Consider the following 16909-nt stretch of genomic DNA (forward strand, 5'->3'; position numbering starts at 1 on the left):
CGCCTACTGGTAGGTGACGAGGTCGGGGAGGGGGCGCACCTCGGCCATGGTCTCGGCGGGGGTGAGCATGGGCGCGTCCTCGTCGTAGAAGTTCTTCCAGCCCCAGCCGATGCCCTCGGGGGCGCCCTCGTGCAGCGCGTCCCAGGTCGCCTGCTTGTCGGGCTGCGAGCCCTGGCCGTCGACGTGGATGAGGAACTCCAGCTCGGGCCGGTCACGGCGGATGCTGTCGCGGTCCTGCAGCATCGACAGCCGGAACTGGTGCAGCACGAACATCTTCGGCGGCAGCCCCTCGCTCTGCACCAGGTCGGCCAGCCACTCCGACACGCTGTCGACCTCGGCGGCCGAGACGCGCCCGATCTGCTCCAGCGGCTTCTGGCCGGGCAGCAGGCGCCACTCCGGGTCGAGCGCGAGGCCGACGTTGGGCAGCGACAGGAGGTCCGCGTACTGCTTCGCCTGGGTGAGGAAGTCGGTCAGCCCCGACTGCAGGTCGAGCACCACGTACATCCCCGCCGCCTGCGCCGCGTCGATGTAGGGGCGGATGTCGGCGGCGTCGAGCTCGTTGGAGTAGTCGCCGTCCTTGCCGGGGTCGCCCGCCGCGACCGTGGTGATGATCTCGAGGCTCGGCACGACCTGCTTGTCGGTGAGCGCCCGGTACGGCTCGGCCACCGCCTGCGCCCGCGCGATCGTGGGCTCGAGGCCCTGCTCCCCCAGCACGCCGAGGACGGGAGCGCCCGGAGTGCCGTAGATCGCGACGAAGAGGTGCCCGCCGAACATCCGCTGCCCGCCGCCCGGCAGCTGCCAGCCGCTCGCGGCCGCGCGCACGGCCCACTCGGGCTCGGGTTGCGCGGCGAGCACGGGGCCGAGCAGCAGCGTGCAGGAGGCGTCGGCCTCGGCGATCGCGGTCACGGCTCCGCCCGAGGCGAGCAGGTCGTCGCCGTCGACCACGGTGACGGGCACGCCGGCCGCGCGGGCGGTCGCCAGAGCGGCGACGTCGGCGTCCTGCGCGCGGGCGAGGGCGTGCAGGCCGGTCAGGGCGTCGGCTCGGGCCGGGAGGGCGCCGAAGGGGGCGTCGGAGGCGGTGGACGGCGCGGCGGCGGCGAGGTCGGCGAGCGCCAGGTCGGTCACGGTCAGGCCGGACGCGGTGCTGAGGGCGGCCGCGTCGGAGGCGGAGGCGACGACGTCGACGCCCTCGGGCGCGGTGACGTCGCCGATTGCGAGCACGCGGGTCACGCCGAGGCGGGCGAACTCGGCGGCGAGGGCGTCGGAGGTCGGAGCGGTGGAGGACGGAGCGACGGACGGGGTCGCGGAGTCGGACGGGGTCGCGGAGTCGGACGGCGTCGCCGAGTCCGACGGCGTCGCGGAGTCGGACGGCGTCTCGGAAGCCGTGGATACCGCGGCCGCGGCGTCCGCGGTCGGGGCGGCCGTCGCTCCGGATCCCGCCGAGCCGACCAGCAGCGGCACGCCCCAGGCGATGCTCACCTGGGCGGCGCGCAGGCGCGACTCGGCGACGTCCTCGACCAGGACGACCAGCGGAGCCGCGGCGAACAGGGTCGCACTCGCGGCGAGCGCGTCCGGGGCGAGCGCCACCGGCCCGCTCGGAGCCGCGGTGCGGGTGCGGGGCGCCTCCTGCTGAGCGTCGTCCGGAGCGGAGGAGTCGGGCGTGCAGGCGCTGAGCAGCGGGAGCACCGCGAGACCGCCGATCACGACGCTGCGGCGCGAGAGCCCGGAGCGGGAGGGGACGGAACGGGGTGTCGAGGGCATGGCAGGCCTCTCCTCTCGGAGCCCGATCGGGGCTCTCTGGTGCGTGGCTGGTCCTCTCGACTATCGCAGGCCCGGCGGCGGCGAGCGCCGAGGGAGCCGTCCCGGGCGCGCCTCCGACGCCGTCCGGACAGGCAGAAGGGGAGCGGCGCCGCAGCTCCGCTCCCCTCCGAGTGGCTGGATCAGACCGTGCGGGGGGCCTTCGCGAGGTTGGCCTCGAGCTCCTCGCGGTTCTGCCGCACCACGTAGGCGGGGCGGTCGCGCTCGACGCGCCACGACTCGCTCAGCGGCGTGATCGCGACGGTGTCGAAGCCGATCCGGTCGTAGAGGTCGGTCACGAAGTGGATCGCCTCGGGGTAGTCGCTCGACGTCGCGAGGGCACGGCGGTCGGGCGTGCCGACCGGGGTGCCGTCGGTGGTGATGTCGGCGGCCATGATGTGGTTGAACGCCTTGACGACCTTCGACTCCGGGAGGTGCTGCTGGAGCATCTCGCTGGTCGTGGTCTCGCCCTTGTCGAGCGCCTCGATGCGGCCGTCGCGCTCGAAGTAGTAGTTGTTCGTGTCGAGGACGATCTTGCCGGCGAGCGGGGCGACCGGCACCTCCTCGAGGTTCTTCAGCGGCACCGTCACCACGGCGATCTCGGCGGCCTCGGCCGCCTCCTGTGCCGTGGCGGCGCGGGCCTTCGGGCCGAGCTCCGCGATGAGGTCGGCGAGGGTCTCGGGGCCGCGCGAGTTCGCGATGACCACCTCGTCCCCCAGGGCGATGACCGCCCGTGCGACCTGGCTGCCGATGTTGCCTGCTCCGATGATTCCGTACGTCGTCATGCTGAGGAGAACGCGGAGGGTGCCCAGGCATTCCGCTCTGCGGCGTTCTCCCACGCCGCACCCAGGTGGGCCCGTGCCTCCAGTAGCCTCGATCCTCGGGCGCCGCTGCCCGAGAAGGAGTCCGTGATGCCGCAGTTCGACCTCCCGCTCGACCTCCTCGAGCAGTACGCCCCCGAGATCGCCGAGCCCGCCGGGTTCGCCGAGTTCTGGCGCGACACGATCGCCGAGGCGAGGGCCGTCGCGACCGAGCCGCGCCTCGAGCGGGTCGACGCCGGCTTCGGACTGCTCGACACCTTCGACGTCACCTACTCCGGCTTCGGCGGCCACCCGATCCGCGCGTGGCTGATCCTCCCCCGCGGCGTCGAGGGCCCCCTCCCCGGGCTCGTGACCTTCATCGGCTACGGAGGCGGCCGCGGGCAGCTCGCGGAGTGGACCGCGATGTCGGCCGCCGGCTACGCGCACCTGGTCATGGACACCCGCGGCCAGGGGTCCGGGCACCGCTCCGGAGCGACCCCCGACCCGGTCGGCAGCGGGCCGCACGTCTCCGGCTTCATGACGCAGGGCATCGAGTCGCCCGCGGAGCACTTCTACCGCCGCGTCTTCACCGACGCCGTCCGAGCGCTCGACGTGCTGCGCGCGCACCCCGCGGTCGACGCCTCCCGCGTGGCCGTCTCGGGCGGCAGCCAGGGAGGCGGGATCGCCCTGGCCGTCACCGGGATCCTGGGCCTGCTCGGCGAGTCGGAGGCGGCGCGCGCCGCGATCGTCGACGTGCCGTTCCTCTCCCACATCCCGCACGCCGTGCGGCTGGTCGACACGATGCCGTACGGCGAGATCGTGCAGTACCTGCACACCCACCGCGGCGCCGAGGCGCGCGTGTTCGACACCCTCTCGTACTTCGACGGCACCTCCTTCGCCCCCTACGCGCAGTCCCCCGCGCTGTTCTCGGTGGCGCTCCGCGACGACATCTGCCCGCCGTCCTCCGTCTACGCCTCCTACAACCGCTACGCCGGACCCCGCGAGATCCGGGTCTACCCCTTCAACGGCCACGAGGGCGGCGAGGCGTTCCAGATCGGCGAGCACGTGCGCTTCCTGGGGCGCGAGCTGGCCTGACGCCGCCCCGGATCTCGTGAGATCTCGCGAGACGTGCCGCTACGGACGAGATCGCGCCGCACGGCACGGCACCTCGTCCGCAGGGGACCACCTCGAGAGGCTCCCCGCTCTCGACGAGCGTCGCATTGTGACGCCGTGCGTCGCGCTCGGTACCCGTTCGCGGCTCCGCTGGGCACTATCGATTCCATGACCCGCCAGATCCGCTTCAACGCCTTCGACATGAACTGCGTCGCCCATCAGTCCTCGGGCATGTGGCGCCACCCCCAGGACCAGTCCTGGCGCTACAAGGACCTCTCGTACTGGACCGACCTGGCGAAGCTGCTCGAGCGCGGCACGTTCGACGGCATCTTCATCGCCGACGTGCTCGGCACCTACGACGTCTACGGCGGCTCGAACGAGGCGGCGATCCGCCACGGCGCGCAAGTCCCCGTCAACGACCCGATCCTCCTCGTCTCGGCGATGGCCGCCGCGACCGAGCACCTCGGGTTCGGCATCACCGCGGGCACCGCCTACGAGCACCCGTACCCGTTCGCGCGGCGCATGTCGACGCTCGACCACCTGACGAAGGGCCGCGTCGGCTGGAACGTCGTCACCGGCTACCTCCCCAGCGCCGCCCGCAACATGGGCCACGAGGACCAGCTCGAGCACGACGACCGCTACGACGTCGCCGACGAGTACCTCGAGGTGCTCTACAAGCTGTGGGAGGGGTCGTGGGAGGACGACGCCGTCGTCCGCGACCGCGAGTCGGGCGTCTTCACCGACCCGGCGAAGGTGCACGAGATCGGGCACCGCGGCAAGAACTTCACCGTCCCCGGCATCCACCTCTCGGAGCCGTCGGTGCAGCGGACCCCCGTCATCTACCAGGCGGGAGCGTCGCCGCGCGGCATCCGCTTCGCGGCGGGCAACGCGGAGGCGATCTTCGTCGCCTCCTCGACGAAGGCCGGCCTGAAGGCGACCGTCTCGCGCATCCGCGACGCCCTCGAGGCGGCCGGCCGCGCCCGCTACTCCGCGAAGATCTACACGCTGCTGACGATCATCACCGCCGAGACCAGCGAGGCCGCGCACGAGAAGCACCGCGACTACCTCTCCTACGGGAGCGAGGAGGGGGCGCTGGTCTTCATGTCGGGCTGGATGGGCATCGACCTGTCGCAGTACGACCTCGACGAGCCGATCGGCAACGTGAAGAGCAACGCGATCCAGTCGGCCGTCGCCAACTTCCAGGAGGCGAACGAGGACGGCTCGGAGTGGAAGGTCCGCGACATCGCCAAGCTCAGCGTGATCGGCGGGCTCGGCCCGTTCGTCGTCGGCTCGCCCGCAGAGGTCGCCGACCATCTGCAGGAGTGGGTCGAGGAGACCGACGTGGACGGGTTCAACCTCGCCTACGCGATCACGCCCGGCACCTTCGAGGACGTGGTGGAGTTCATCGTGCCGGAGCTGCGCAGCCGCGGCGCGTACCCGGAGGAGTACGTCGAGGGCAGCCTCCGCCAGAAGCTGCACGGCCGCGGCGACCGGCTGCCGGAGGAGCACCTCGGCGCCGGCTTCCGCTACGCGCCGGCGGCGGTCTGACGACAGGGGGCGCCGGGCGGCCGGTGGGGGCGGGGGTCTCCATAGGCCGCTCCGCGGCCGCGCCGGACGCACGAGCACCCCGCCGCGATGCGCGACGGGGTGCTCGGGACGTGCGGAGGGGCTCAGCCCTCGAAGGTGGCGTCGAGCGTGATGTCGACCCCGGTGAGCGCCTTGCTGACGGGGCAGGTCTCCTTGGCCTCGTCGGCGGCCTTGAGGAAGGCGGCCTCGTCGATGCCGGAGACCTCGCCGCTCACGATGAGCTTGATGCCGGTGAGCTTGAATCCGCCGGCCGAGTCCGGGCCGAGCGAGACGTCGGCGCGGACGTCGAGCGCCTCGACGGTGCCGCCGGCCTGGCCGAGGACGGCCGAGAACTGCATCGCGTAGCAGGCGGAGTGGGCGGCCGCGAGGAGCTCCTCGGGGCTGGTCGAGCCGTTGGCGTCGTCGGCGGCGCGCTTGGGGAACGAGACGTCGTAGGTGCCGATCTTCGAGCTCGAGAGCTCGACCTGGCCCTCGCCGGTCTCGAGCGAGCCGTTCCAGGCGGTGCGTGCGGTACGAGTGGGCATGAGTCCTCCTTGGGGGGCGGGGAGAACAGTAGAACGATCGTTCTCCCCTGATGCGCCGAGCCTAGGCGGAACGCGCGGCGTCCTGCAACCACCGGCCTCGGACCCTCGGCGAGATGCCAGTCCGGCGCGCCTCCGTCGGCGTGTCGCGTACGGGAGCGGCCTGTCGCGGAGGAGAGGACGGCCGCCAGGTCAGTGCACGAGCTTCAGGCCGACGACGCAGCCGACGATTCCGAGGACCAGCAGCGTACGCACGAGCGAGAAGCCCTCGCCGCCGAAGAACATGCCGTAGAGCACGGTCAGCGAAGCGCCGATCCCGACCCAGACCGCGTACGCGGTGCCGGTGGGCAGCTCGCGCATCGCGTAGGCGAGGCCGGCCATGCTCGCGACGACGCCGACTCCGAAGACGACCGACGGGCCGAGCCGCGTGAAGCCCTCCGACTTGCCGAGGGCGGTGGCCCACACGGCCTCGAGGACACCGGAGAGGATGAGGACGATCCAGGACATGACAACTCCTACGAGTCAGTCTTGTCGCGTTCCGGGTACTGCTCCCTCGTCCGGTCGCCGTCATCGGCTCCGGACAGTCTGCCCGTGCGCGCTGGGCAGGCCCTGGGCAGCGCGCGGCGGGGGCGGAGCCGCCGCGACCGCGACTCCGCCCGCCGCCGTCAGCGCGGCTGAGCCGGGTTCGTCGGCACTCCGTGCGAGGGCGGATTGATCGGCGGACCGGACGTCGCCGGCGAGACCGGCGATCCGGACGACGAGCGGGACACCTCGGGCAGCGACTCCGGCACGCTGCCTGCCGGCTCCGCTCCCCCGCGCAGCTGCTCGAGACGCGAGTGCAGGATCGTCGTCACCGGCAGGCGGTGCCCGTGCGCCTCCTCGTAGGCGAGCAGCGCGCCGAGGCCGGCCTCGTCGAGCGGGCGGATGCGCTCCGCGAGCGTGCCGAGCGGGATGACGTTCCAGTCGGGGAGCGGCAGCTCCTCGCGGGAGGGTGTGTCGGTCATTCGTGCTCCTTCCGTTCCCTCCATCCCACGCCCCGGACGGCCGTCCGCCCAGGGGCTTGACCGGTCGCGGGGCGAGCGCGGCGGTCGGGAGGGACGGTCCGGCGGAGCGGCGGCCCCGCCGGGACCGTCGGCGGATCAGGCGGTGCGGCGGGACGAGCGGCGGGTCGCCAGGTGCACGAGGACTCCGACCACGAGGAGGATCCCGGCGTAGAGCCAGACGATCGGGTCCTGCTGGCTGAGGAGCAGCACGCACGAGGCGACGCCGAGCACGGGGATCGCCGTCCACACGCGGAAGTGGTCGTGCTCGACCTTGTCGCGCCGCAGCACGAGCACCGAGACGTTCGTGCTGATGAACACCAGCAGGAGGAGCAGCACCACGGTCTCGGCGAGGGTCGCCAGATCGCCGACCAGGGTCAGGAGGCATGCGGCCAGCGTGGTCACCGCGATGGCCACCCACGGCGTCCGGCGCTTCGGCAGCACGTGGCCGAGCACGTCCGGGAGGAGGCCGTCCTTCGCCATGCCGTAGGTGACGCGGCTCGCCATGATCATGGTCAGCAGCGCTCCGTTGGCGACCGCGACGAGCGCGATCAGGCTGAACAACCACGCCGGCACCCCGGCTCCGCTCGCCGTCACGACGTCGAGCAGCGGGGCGGAGGATCCGGACAGCTCGTCGGCGGGCAGCGCGATCGAGCTCGCGAGGCCGACCAGGACGTACACCGCACCGGCCGTCAGCAGCGAGCCGAACAGCGCGCGCGGGTAGACGCGGCTGGGGTCGCGGATCTCCTCGGCGATGTTGGCCGAGGTCTCGAAGCCGACGAAGGAGTAGTACGCGATGATCGCCGCGCCGAGCACCGCCAGCGCCGGCGCCTGCTCGGAGCTGAGCTCGACCGTGCGGGCGAGGTCGCCGCCTCCGCCCGCCACGAGCAGCGCGACGCATCCGATCACGATCAGCAGGCCGCCGACCTCGATCACGGTCATCACCGTGTTGCTGAGCAGCGACTCCGCGACGCCCCGCGCGTTGAGGCACGCGACGAGGATCAGGAAGACGATGGCCGTCGGCACGGTCGGCACGTCGAGGAAGGTGCCGAGGTAGTCGCCGGCGAACGCGAGCGACAGGCCGGCCGCGCTGGTCACTCCGGCCGCGAGCATGGCGAAGCCGACCAGGAACGAGACGATCGGGCGCTTGAAGGCCCGCTGCGCGAACACCGCCGCGCCTCCCGCCTTCGGGTACTTGGTCACCAGCTCGGCATAGGAGCCTGCGGTCAGCAGCGCGAGGCCGAGCGCGAGCAGGAGGGGCATCCAGACGGCACCGCCGACCTCCGCCGAGAGCGTGCCCATGAGGGCGTAGATGCCCGCGCCGAGGACGTCGCCGAGGATGAAGAAGTAGAGCAGCGGGCCGGTGATGCGGCGGCGCAGGGAGGTGCCGCCGGCCTCTCCGGTCGCGGGGGCGTCGCTCTCGGTGGCCATATCGTCCTCTCGTCGCGCGCTCGGGAGCGAGCACGACGGGCCACGCCAGAGAGGAGGGGGCCGGGAGGTCGAGAAGGTTGACCGGGTGGGGCCGAGGGCGCTACACGCGCGGGGCGTCTGCGGAGCGGGCGCCTGCGGAGCGGGCGCCTGCGGGCCGGGCGCGTCCCCGGCCGGGCACCGCATGCCGCGCCCCGCGCCGGCCGTCAGCCGAGGACGACGTGCTCCCCGCCGCGCTGCTCGGCGATCTCCTCGCCGACCTCCTCCGCCTCCTGGCGCGACTCGTGGTGGCTCAGCGGGACCCGGGCGTGGGCGATGCGGTTGTGCCAGCCCTGCTCGTCGGAGTAGGTCTCGATGGGGAGGACGGTCGTGGTGCTCATGGTGCTCCTTCGTGGTGGTCCCTCCATGGCACCTCGCGCCCCCCGCCGCTCGGGAGAGGGTTGACGCGAGCCCGTGTCTCGAGCAGGACGGAGGCGTCTCGGCGGTCCAGCAGCGAGCGACGGCGCCGCGGCGTGTCAGGGCGAGACCATGCCGCCGTTCACGTTGAGGGTCTCGCCGGCGACGAAGCTCGACTCGGCGGACGCCAGGAACACGTAGGCCGGGGCCTGCTCGGCAGGCTGCGCGGCACGGCCCATCGGCGACTCGCTCGAGCCGAAGTCGGGCAGGCTCTCGGGGTCGACGCCGCCGCTCACCTGCAGGGCGGTCCACGTCGGGCCGGGCGCCACGACGTTCACGCGGATGCCCTTCGCGGCGAGCTGCTGCGCAAGGCCCTTCGAGAGGTTGTTGATCGCGCCCTTCGTCATCGCGTAGTCGAGGCGGTCGGGGGCGGGCTTGTGCGCCTCCGCCGACGCCGTGTTGATGATGGTGGCGCCCGCGGGCAGGTGCGGGAGGGCCGCGCGGATGATCCGGAACGGAGCGAAGACGTTGACCGCGAAGGTCGCCTCGAACTGCTCGTCGGTGATGTCGAGCAGGTCCTCCTTCCATATCTGCTTCCCGGCCACGTTGACCACCGCGTCGAGCCCGCCGAGGCCCTCGACCGCCTCCGCCACGAGCCGCGTGCAGTACTCGGCACTCGTGAGATCGCCGGGGATCGGCACGGCGGTGCGCCCCTCCGCGCGGATCAGCCCGATCACGTGCTGCGCGTCCTCCTCCTCGCTCGGGAGGTAGGCGAGGGCGACGTCGGCCCCCTCGCGGGCGAAGGCGATGGCCACGGCTGCGCCGATCCCGGAGTCGGCTCCCGTGATGAGCGCGCGGCGGCCCGCGAGCCTGCCGGTGCCGCGGTAGCTCTCCTCGCCGAGGTCGGGCACCGGAGTCATCCGCGACTGCAGCCCGGGCTCGGGCTGCTGCTGGACCGGCGGAGTCACGTCCGGGTACTGGGTGGCGGGGTTGGTGAACGTGTACTGGTCGGGCATGGCTCCTCCGTCCGCGGCACCCGGATCGGGCCGCTCCCCTCCATCCCAGGCGAGCCGCGCCTCCGGGGCCACCCCGTGCACGGGCGGGCGGCGCTGTGGTAGCCGGCGCCGCGGACCAGGAGCCGCCTCCGGTGAGGCCGCCCGTGCCGTGCCGTGCCGACCGCTGACGGTGCGTCTGGGCCTCGAGTGGCGGGACGTCAGCCGCACCAGGCAGGAGCAGGAGGTCGTCCGCCTCAGCAGCGGACCGGTGTCCTGTTGCGGACATGTCCACCCTCGGACACGGCCTGAGACCTACCTTTCGTTCATGATCGAATCCTCGAAGAAGTCCCGCCGGCGTGGACTGAAGAACGCCGGAATCGCCGTCGCCGTCGCCTTGGCGGTCGTCGCCGGCGGGAGCGCCGCGGCATCCGCTGCGACGACGACGTCGCCCGCCTACTACGGATGCCTGCAGCAGGGCCTCCTCTTCAAGGTCGGCACGACCTCGCCGACGTGCCCGAAGGGCGCCACCACGGCCAGCTGGAACCTGCAGGGACCGGTCGGCAAGACGGGGCCGGCGGGCGTTCCCGGAGCAGTGGGACAGGTCGGCAGGACCGGCGCCACGGGCGCGGTGGGCTCTACGGGTCCTGCCGGAGCAGTGGGGCCGATCGGTTCTCCGGGAGCGGACGGGGCGGACGGGGCGCCTGGTCCCGCCGGAGCGGACGGAGAGATCGGCGCGACGGGAGCGGACGGAGCCGCCGGCCTCCCCGGAGCAGACGGAGCCCCCGGCCTCCCCGGAGCAGACGGAGCCCCCGGGCTCCCCGGAGCAGACGGAGCCCCCGGGCCGATCGGAGAGATCGGAGCCACCGGAATGGACGGAGAGACCGGGCCCGCAGGGCCTCCCGGAGCGGATGGAGCGGCCGGACCCGCCGGACCCGCGGGCGGAGGCGCCACATACGCCACAGTCACCGCGACCAGGACTGGAATCTACGCGAACAACGTGCAGACACTCTCCGCCACCTGCACCGGCGCGACACCGAATGTCATCGGAGGCGGTTTCTCCTGGACCGAGGTCGACGGCAGCAGCCCCTACAAGTCGGAGGTCTCCACGAGCGCTCCGGTCGGATCCGGTACATGGACCGTCACCGGGTCCGCCTACGCCGTCAACGGCACGCTGACCCTCAGCGTCTACGCACTCTGCGCGTCGTGACCACGGTCTGAGGCGCGGACTCCGGGGCCGTCGAGAGGGGGCGGCCCGACCCTCGGACGCGGCCGCCCCTCGCGATGCGCCCGGCCGACGCCGCCGTGCGCTCGCCTGGGCTCGGACGGAGACGACCGCGGCCGGGCGGTCGGGCCTCGCTGAGGTGACGGCGAGGCGGGCGGAGTGCGGCTCGCCCGTGCGGAGCAGGAGGAGCGAGGAACCCGGCTCGCCCGTGCGGGGCGGGTGGAGCACGGAGCCGTAGGAGTGTGCAGCGGCAGAGTGGACGGACCAGCCGCTGACCCGGACGGAGGAGCCTTCGACAGGGCGGTCGAGCCGGTCCGGACCCGAGGAGAGCGCCGACGACGACGACCCCGCGCGCCGACGCCGCGCGGGCGTGCGAGGCTTGATGGTCGTCCCCCTCCCGCCCGCCCCCGACCTCAGGACACCGTGAACCCTCAGGACACCGCGAAAGCCCCCGCCTTCCCCTGGATCGGCCTGCTCACGCTCGCCGGCGCCGTCTTCGTCTCCGTGACGAGCGAGTTCCTCCCGACCGGGCTCATCCCCGACATGTCGCGCGACCTCGGGGTGAGCATCTCGCTCACCGGCCAGCTCGTCACGATCTTCGCCGCGACCGTCGTCGTCGCGACGACTCCGCTGACCCTGGTGACCCAGCGCTTCTCGCGCAAGAGCCTCCTCCTCGTGGCGCTGTGCACCATCGCGGTCGCCAACGTCCTCGCCGCGCTCGCCCCCACCTTCGGGCTGCTCATCGGCGCGCGCATCCTCGGCGGGCTCGCCCACGGCCTCTTCTGGGCGATCGTCGCCGCCTACTCCGCGCACCTCGTCGCTCCGGAGCAGCTCGGCCGCGCGACCGCGATCACGGCGGGCGGCGGATCCGCGGCCTTCGTCCTCGGCGTCCCCCTGGGCACGGCGCTCGGGCACGCGTTCGGCTGGCGGCCCACCTTCGCGATCCTCGGCGGCGTCGTGCTCGTGCTCGCGCTGATCGTGGTGAAGTTCCTGCCCGCGGTCGACCACCACATCCCGCTGCGGACCGGCGAGATCCGCCTGCCGGCGCGGAAGGACCGGACGCTCCCCCGCATCATCGGCGTCTGCGTCGTCATCCTGCTGGTGCTGATCGGCCAGAACACCCTCTCGACCTACATCACGCCCTGGCTCGAGAACGCCTCCTTCGCCCCCGACACGGTGCCGCTCGTGCTCTTCGCGTTCGGCGGCGCAGGGGCGGTCGGACTCGTCCTGGCCGGCTTCGCGACCGACCGGTTCCCCCGCTCGGGCTTCGTGGTCGCCGCGATCGCGGTCGTGCTGGCGCTCGCGGGCCTGGCCGTCGCCGCGGGCACCGGCGCCGCCACGGCCGTGGTCGTCGCCGCGGTGATCTGGAACATCGCGTTCGGCGGCATCCCGGCGATGCTGCAGACCCGGATGCTGCGCACCTCCTCCTTCCAGCTGCGGAGCCTCGCCGCGGCGCTCCAGACGACGGCGTTCAACATCGGCATCGGCGGCGGCGCGGTCGTCGGCGGACTGGCGATCGACGCGAGCGGGCTCGACGTGCTGCCGTGGGTCGCGATCGTCATCGTCGTAGTGGGGCTCGTCGTCAGCCTGATCGTCGACGCCCGGGCGACGGCGGCGGTGCGGGCGGAGGCGGTCCCTACTCGCTGATCGTGTCCACAACGGCCTCCAGCTTCGTGAACACGGCGGTGTTCCTGCGCTGTGAGCACGGCAGCCTTTCTCAGTCGTGGTCACGGCGGCCTCCTGCGTCCTGAACACGGCGCCGTTCCGCCGAGGCGAACACCGGGATGTCGTCCGCACGGACGACGCGGCGCCCCGGGGAGCAGGGGATACGGTCGAGGGATGAGAGACGGAACCCGATGAGCCCGAGCACCCCCGAGCCGCCGCTGACCCTCCCCTACTACGGGGCTCCGCCGATGGCGGCGCTCCGCCGCTTCTTCGGCAACTACCTCCGCTTCCGCGGGAGGGCGAGCCGGGCCGAGTACTGGTGGATCATCCTCCTCGGCAGCGTCCTCACCGCGCTCCTGCAGCTGGCTGACGGCGGCCCGTGGCGCCTCGACTTCACGCTGACCCCGTACCCGAGCGGCGCGCCGTTCCAGACCTTCTGGGTGTCGCTCGCCGCGGGCGCCATCGCGCTGGCGACGTTCCTCCCGTCGCTCTCGCTGATCTGGCGGCGACTGCACGACGTGAACCGCAGCGGGCTGTGGATCCTCGCGATCCTCGTGCCGATCGCCGGCTACGTGTTCCTGCTGATCCTGTTCGTGCTGCCGCCGCGGCCGGAGGGCGCGCGGTTCGACTGAGCGGCGGACGCGTCGGCGGTGGAGTGCCGGACCCGGCCGACGAGTCGGCAGTGCGGCTCGCCTGCCGCCCGCAGGACGACGCCCGTTCTCGCATCAACCGCAGGAACCGTGATGCGCCCGAGCCCCAGGGTCGTGTAACCGGCTTCCTTCTCACCGGTGACCCTGGACGTGCCGATCGCGAGACAGATCACTGACCAAGCGAGAGCGGCGAAGAACAGCACCAGCTGCACGAAAAGGGGCAGACGCGATCCCGGAGGAAGGACCGCGAACCCGACGAAGAGCCAGATACAGGCGATCGCCTGGGCGAGAGTTCCCCACCCGGTGCTGAGAACACGTGTAAGCGCAGACCAACCGGGCAGCACTTCCACCCTCTCCGGCACCAGCGCAGGTACCCTCTCCGCCCCCGACATCATGCGCCCTCCGTCGGCGGCGCCAGGGCGACAGCGCCAGCGGCGCGCGCATCAGCCCGCTGCACCGCCCGATAGACCGTCGACCGCGCGACCTTGAACTCCGCCGCGAACTCGGCGACGGTGCAGTTCCCGGCACGATGCTCTGCGACCAGATGCGCCTCGATCTTCGGCGACAGCTTCGGCTGACGGCCACGCAGACGCCCCTTGGCCTTCGCGACCTTCATCCCCTCACGAGTGCGGGCACGAATCAGATCCCCCTCGAACTCCGCGACCATCGCGAGCACGTTGAACAGCAGCCGGCCGATCGGATCCTCCGGATCGTGGACCAATCCCCCGATGCTGAGCTTCACCCCGCGGCGGGTCAGCTCATCAACGATGTCGCGAGGGTCTGTGATGGACCGCGCGAGCCGGTCGAGCTTCGTTACGAGCAGAGTCGATCCGGCGTTGCACGCAGCCAGCGCCTCTCGTAGCGCGGGACGCTCGCGGTTCCGGCCGGTCAGACCCAAGTCGGCGTAGATCTGATCGGATGGGACGCCGGCCGCCCGGAGCGCGTCCCGCTAAGCGGTCGCATCCTGCTTGTCGGTTGAGACGCGGGCGTATCCCACGAGCGACCGTGCGCTCAGTGTGTCAGTTGACGCCCCACCATCGGGCATCTCATCGGGCGGGTCTATTGCGACAAACAGCGCCGCGAGATTCCGGTCTCATGCGCGGCCATCCTGGGCGGTCGGATGACGACCCCTCATCGGACGCCGGACGCATCGACGCACTAGCCCTCCGAGGCTCGCGCCGCACTACCGTCGAATGCGCCCGCCCAAGGCACCCCTAATCCAGTAAGGGGGTGTCCTGCCCGCAGCACGGTGAGGGTGGCAGCCCGTTCGAGCCGGGCCGGGTCAGAGGAGCCTCGCGCTGCGGGCGCGAGGCTCCCGCTCGACGCGGAGAGCGATTCCCTATCGGTACGCATGTCCAAATCCTCGCGCATCGAACAGGGGCCGGAGAGGCTCCTCGACGCCGGAGCGGCTGTCCTCATCTACTCCGGAGGTGTCCGTTAGGGGGACTTGGGTTCAGCCGGTCGTTGCAATACCACCGTGAGTCGGAGTGTTGGCGATGGGATCGAAGTTGAAGCAGCGTGCCCGGGGTGGCGCGGTTCTGGGAGCTGCCGAGGGAAGGGTCGAGTCGGTCGGCGGCCCGTGATGCTGTCGGCGTGCCGGTGAAGAGCCGCTCAACGGAGCAATCAGCTGCTTTCCGTCCGTCGCCTCGCAGGGGGTGTCTGCTCGGATCTTATGCTTGATTCGTCACATTGTTTAGTGGTTCAGTATCGCGTCGACGTTTTCGGTCGTTCCGTATCCCACCATTCGATGAGGTTGGCGTGCAAGATTAGCGCGAAGGCTTCGACTGCAAGGTCGCCTCCGGTGGTCAGGGAATCGATTGCGGCAGGGTCCCACTGGTCGAGATTCACTACCTCGTCAGTGGAGGTGGGTGTAGCTCGAATGGTTGTGTCAACGCTCCATCCGTTTGAGCTGTGGGTTGCGGTAGCCGCGATGACGTCGTACGGGGTGGAGTAGTGGCGGCGCATCCACCCCACGACGTCGGCGAGGTCGCGGGTGTCGGTCAATCGTTCTCGATCGGGGTGTAGACGGGGCATCCGGTCCCGTAGGGCGGTTGGATGATGGGTGCGGCGGTGGTGCTGCTGGTAGATCGGGTGTTTATGGTGCTGTCGATTTTGTAGGCGTTGACGATGCCGATGGGGTTAGCGAGGGGATCGGAGCCGTTGTAGGCGTTATATCCGAAGAGAACGAAGTAGACGGGTGTGCAGTTTGCGTCGTAGAGCGTCTTAGAGCCTGAGCTCCCGGGTGCGTAGAGGCCGTAGCTGAGTGTCTGCTGAATATCGAAGTTGGTGTCCGCGTCAAAGTGGCCGCGAGCGATGATGTGATTCAGTCCGAACCGGGAATTTCCGCAACGCAGCGGCAAGTCCCCCTGGTCGTTGCTGTAGCTGCCGAGCGAGTGGTCGTACGTCTGTCCGTCGCAGGAATGAGTGTTCAGTCCTGGTACGTCAGCCTGAGCGGCAGGTGCGACAACCGTACCCAGGACGAGCGCAACGAACACCGTGGCGATTTTGCCAGCGGACCGATTTCGTGAGGTGTGCATGACTATTACGACCTTCATCCAAGTCCCCGCGCTCACCCCTTGTGAGCGGTCGTCGTGCACGTCTAGGCCTACTCCGCATAGCTCGGCAATACAACCCTGGGTGTTGCCGACACCCGGGCTTGGCAGCGGGACACGCATGCCCTTCGAAGATCATCAGTGGGACAGTGTTCGTGGCAGCGAGCTGCAAGTTGGCGTCTGCGGGAGGGCCGTTCCCCGCACCAGCCCGGCGCGCGGGATGCGCCGCGCGCGGGCGCGGGCGGCAGCGTTCCGCAGGACAGCCGCTCGCGGCCATCACTGCTACTGCAGCGACCAGCGCCAGTTCCGAGCGCAGTAGGAACATCCCGCGCTGATGTCCTCCGGCCCGAACGTCGGAGTAATGATCGACGGTGCGAGCTTCACCGCCACAGGCTTCGCGGGACGATACCGCTGCCCGCAGACGTCTAGGCGCCCGGCCAACCATCCCCATACGGAACGGATGCAGCGCCCGTTCCTTGGTCCGTGTCACGCCGGCGGTGCACCGCGCTTCGCGCGCGTGGTTAGGGGATGAACTCTTGGGACCAGTAATCGGCCCGCATCTTCAGGAGAGGTCCCTCGATGGCGGAACTGACCGTGATGGTGCGCGGGTCCCAAAGCGTTCCTGCGATGCGCGCTTGCGGCGTCGTTCCGAGCTCGCTCGACAGCTGCTCGGGAGTCATCGCGTCGGGCGGGCGCACCGAGAACTGCCGCCAGCATCCACCGGAGGCGCACTCGACGGTCTCGCTGACGAGCTCGCTTCCGGCCGGAAAGTCGATGGCCGAGGCCGCCGGCACGTCCCCCTCGGTCCGGAAGACGGCCAGACCGGCGTAGTACACGAAAGCGCAGAGGACGGCTGCAGCCGCGATCGTCGCTCCCGCGACGACGAGCGGGTGTCCGCGCTTTCGGGGCTCATCCATAAGTCCGGACCCTAGCAAGGCGCTGTAGCCCCTAGCTGGCCTCAGCGGAGGGAACCGCGACCACTCCATCCAGTCGCCCCAACCGCACGACCAAGGGAAGAGCGAGGACGTCGCTTACCCTGAGCCAGTGGGGACATTCTCGAAGGCGCGAAAAACGGTCGCGATCGCAGCATGCCTGATCGTCGTCACGGGATGCACGCCACAGCCTGAACCGCCGGCTCCGCCT

General features: G+C 71.3%; 15 protein-coding genes, 1 pseudogene and 1 riboswitch. Of the genes and pseudogenes, 5 read left to right on the forward strand and 11 right to left on the reverse strand.

What is annotated here, in order from left to right:
• Positions 1 to 3 precede the first annotated feature (3 nt).
• Positions 4 to 1761, reverse strand: coding sequence for a hypothetical protein (locus tag C5C63_RS09245; protein WP_258065423.1), 1758 nt, complete (start codon positions 1759 to 1761; stop codon positions 4 to 6).
• 179 nt (positions 1762 to 1940) lie between these two features.
• A complete protein-coding gene (locus C5C63_RS09250; RefSeq protein WP_104222381.1) occupies positions 1941 to 2582 on the reverse strand; it encodes an NADPH-dependent F420 reductase in 642 nt (213 codons plus the stop codon).
• Positions 2583 to 2708: 126 nt separating this feature from the next.
• Between C5C63_RS09250 and C5C63_RS09255 the strand changes: the two genes are divergently transcribed.
• Together C5C63_RS09255 and C5C63_RS09260 are read left to right on the forward strand one after the other, a co-directional pair.
• Positions 2709 to 3692, forward strand: a complete 984-nt coding sequence (locus tag C5C63_RS09255) for an acetylxylan esterase (RefSeq protein WP_104325912.1) — start codon at positions 2709 to 2711, stop codon at positions 3690 to 3692.
• Positions 3693 to 3878: 186 nt separating this feature from the next.
• Positions 3879 to 5258 (forward strand): LLM class flavin-dependent oxidoreductase, encoded by a 1380-nt coding sequence (locus C5C63_RS09260; protein WP_104325913.1) that lies wholly within the window; start codon positions 3879 to 3881, stop codon positions 5256 to 5258.
• 122 nt (positions 5259 to 5380) lie between these two features.
• Here C5C63_RS09260 and C5C63_RS09265 read toward each other — a convergent pair whose 3' ends face one another.
• From C5C63_RS09265 to C5C63_RS09290, 6 genes are all read right to left on the reverse strand, one after another.
• Positions 5381 to 5821: an OsmC family peroxiredoxin gene (locus tag C5C63_RS09265; protein WP_104222378.1), complete on the reverse strand. Its 441-nt coding sequence runs from the start codon at positions 5819 to 5821 to the stop codon at positions 5381 to 5383.
• A gap of 189 nt (positions 5822 to 6010) precedes the next feature.
• Entirely contained in the window at positions 6011 to 6325 is a 315-nt protein-coding gene (locus tag C5C63_RS09270) for a multidrug efflux SMR transporter (protein WP_104222377.1), read from the reverse strand.
• 9 nt (positions 6326 to 6334) lie between these two features.
• Positions 6335 to 6398: riboswitch (guanidine-III (ykkC-III) riboswitch) on the reverse strand.
• Positions 6399 to 6483: 85 nt separating this feature from the next.
• The gene (locus C5C63_RS09275) at positions 6484 to 6822 is read right to left on the reverse strand and encodes a hypothetical protein (protein ID WP_104292582.1); all 339 of its coding nucleotides are present in this window, start codon (positions 6820 to 6822) and stop codon (positions 6484 to 6486) included.
• A 135-nt stretch (positions 6823 to 6957) separates the two neighbouring features.
• Positions 6958 to 8289 (reverse strand): APC family permease, encoded by a 1332-nt coding sequence (locus C5C63_RS09280; RefSeq protein ID WP_104292583.1) that lies wholly within the window; start codon positions 8287 to 8289, stop codon positions 6958 to 6960.
• A 203-nt stretch (positions 8290 to 8492) separates the two neighbouring features.
• Positions 8493 to 8666: a DUF2188 domain-containing protein gene (locus tag C5C63_RS09285; RefSeq protein WP_159940661.1), complete on the reverse strand. Its 174-nt coding sequence runs from the start codon at positions 8664 to 8666 to the stop codon at positions 8493 to 8495.
• Positions 8667 to 8801: 135 nt separating this feature from the next.
• On the reverse strand, positions 8802 to 9698 hold the full coding sequence (locus C5C63_RS09290) for an SDR family oxidoreductase (protein ID WP_104227027.1): 897 nt from the start codon (positions 9696 to 9698) through the stop codon (positions 8802 to 8804).
• A 976-nt stretch (positions 9699 to 10674) separates the two neighbouring features.
• Here C5C63_RS09290 and C5C63_RS17265 point away from each other — a divergent pair.
• From C5C63_RS17265 to C5C63_RS09305, 3 genes are all read left to right on the forward strand, one after another.
• Positions 10675 to 10884 (forward strand): hypothetical protein, encoded by a 210-nt coding sequence (locus tag C5C63_RS17265; protein WP_146086531.1) that lies wholly within the window; start codon positions 10675 to 10677, stop codon positions 10882 to 10884.
• A 438-nt stretch (positions 10885 to 11322) separates the two neighbouring features.
• Positions 11323 to 12546, forward strand: a complete 1224-nt coding sequence (locus tag C5C63_RS09300) for an MFS transporter (protein ID WP_104288756.1) — start codon at positions 11323 to 11325, stop codon at positions 12544 to 12546.
• Positions 12547 to 12755: 209 nt separating this feature from the next.
• Positions 12756 to 13196 (forward strand): DUF805 domain-containing protein, encoded by a 441-nt coding sequence (locus C5C63_RS09305; RefSeq protein ID WP_181068431.1) that lies wholly within the window; start codon positions 12756 to 12758, stop codon positions 13194 to 13196.
• 409 nt (positions 13197 to 13605) lie between these two features.
• Here the strand turns inward: C5C63_RS09305 and C5C63_RS09315 are convergent.
• The 3 genes and pseudogenes from C5C63_RS09315 to C5C63_RS09325 all read right to left on the reverse strand — a co-directional run bounded on the left by C5C63_RS09315 (position 13606) and on the right by C5C63_RS09325 (position 16683).
• Positions 13606 to 14259, reverse strand: a pseudogene (locus C5C63_RS09315) (recombinase family protein).
• A 955-nt stretch (positions 14260 to 15214) separates the two neighbouring features.
• A complete protein-coding gene (locus tag C5C63_RS09320) occupies positions 15215 to 15811 on the reverse strand; it encodes a hypothetical protein (protein WP_146078540.1) in 597 nt (198 codons plus the stop codon).
• A gap of 476 nt (positions 15812 to 16287) precedes the next feature.
• On the reverse strand, positions 16288 to 16683 hold the full coding sequence (locus C5C63_RS09325) for a hypothetical protein (protein WP_104325915.1): 396 nt from the start codon (positions 16681 to 16683) through the stop codon (positions 16288 to 16290).
• Positions 16684 to 16909: the final 226 nt, after the last annotated feature.

The sequence above is a fragment of the Rathayibacter sp. AY1B8 genome (genome assembly GCF_002932775.1).
Lineage (GTDB): Bacteria > Actinomycetota > Actinomycetes > Actinomycetales > Microbacteriaceae > Rathayibacter.

What these genes read in the sequence shown, in the direction of transcription:
- C5C63_RS09245 (WP_258065423.1), bottom strand. Translation starts at nt 1,761, where the DNA reads ATGCCCTCGACACCCCGTTCCGTCCCCTCCCGCTCCGGGCTCTCGCGC.
- C5C63_RS09250 (WP_104222381.1), bottom strand. Translation starts at nt 2,582, where the DNA reads ATGACGACGTACGGAATCATCGGAGCAGGCAACATCGGCAGCCAGGTC.
- C5C63_RS09255 (WP_104325912.1), top strand. Translation starts at nt 2,709, where the DNA reads ATGCCGCAGTTCGACCTCCCGCTCGACCTCCTCGAGCAGTACGCCCCC.
- C5C63_RS09260 (WP_104325913.1), top strand. Translation starts at nt 3,879, where the DNA reads ATGACCCGCCAGATCCGCTTCAACGCCTTCGACATGAACTGCGTCGCC.
- C5C63_RS09265 (WP_104222378.1), bottom strand. Translation starts at nt 5,821, where the DNA reads ATGCCCACTCGTACCGCACGCACCGCCTGGAACGGCTCGCTCGAGACC.
- C5C63_RS09270 (WP_104222377.1), bottom strand. Translation starts at nt 6,325, where the DNA reads ATGTCCTGGATCGTCCTCATCCTCTCCGGTGTCCTCGAGGCCGTGTGG.
- C5C63_RS09275 (WP_104292582.1), bottom strand. Translation starts at nt 6,822, where the DNA reads ATGACCGACACACCCTCCCGCGAGGAGCTGCCGCTCCCCGACTGGAAC.
- C5C63_RS09280 (WP_104292583.1), bottom strand. Translation starts at nt 8,289, where the DNA reads ATGGCCACCGAGAGCGACGCCCCCGCGACCGGAGAGGCCGGCGGCACC.
- C5C63_RS09285 (WP_159940661.1), bottom strand. Translation starts at nt 8,666, where the DNA reads ATGAGCACCACGACCGTCCTCCCCATCGAGACCTACTCCGACGAGCAG.
- C5C63_RS09290 (WP_104227027.1), bottom strand. Translation starts at nt 9,698, where the DNA reads ATGCCCGACCAGTACACGTTCACCAACCCCGCCACCCAGTACCCGGAC.
- C5C63_RS09305 (WP_181068431.1), top strand. Translation starts at nt 12,756, where the DNA reads ATGAGCCCGAGCACCCCCGAGCCGCCGCTGACCCTCCCCTACTACGGG.
- C5C63_RS09325 (WP_104325915.1), bottom strand. Translation starts at nt 16,683, where the DNA reads ATGGATGAGCCCCGAAAGCGCGGACACCCGCTCGTCGTCGCGGGAGCG.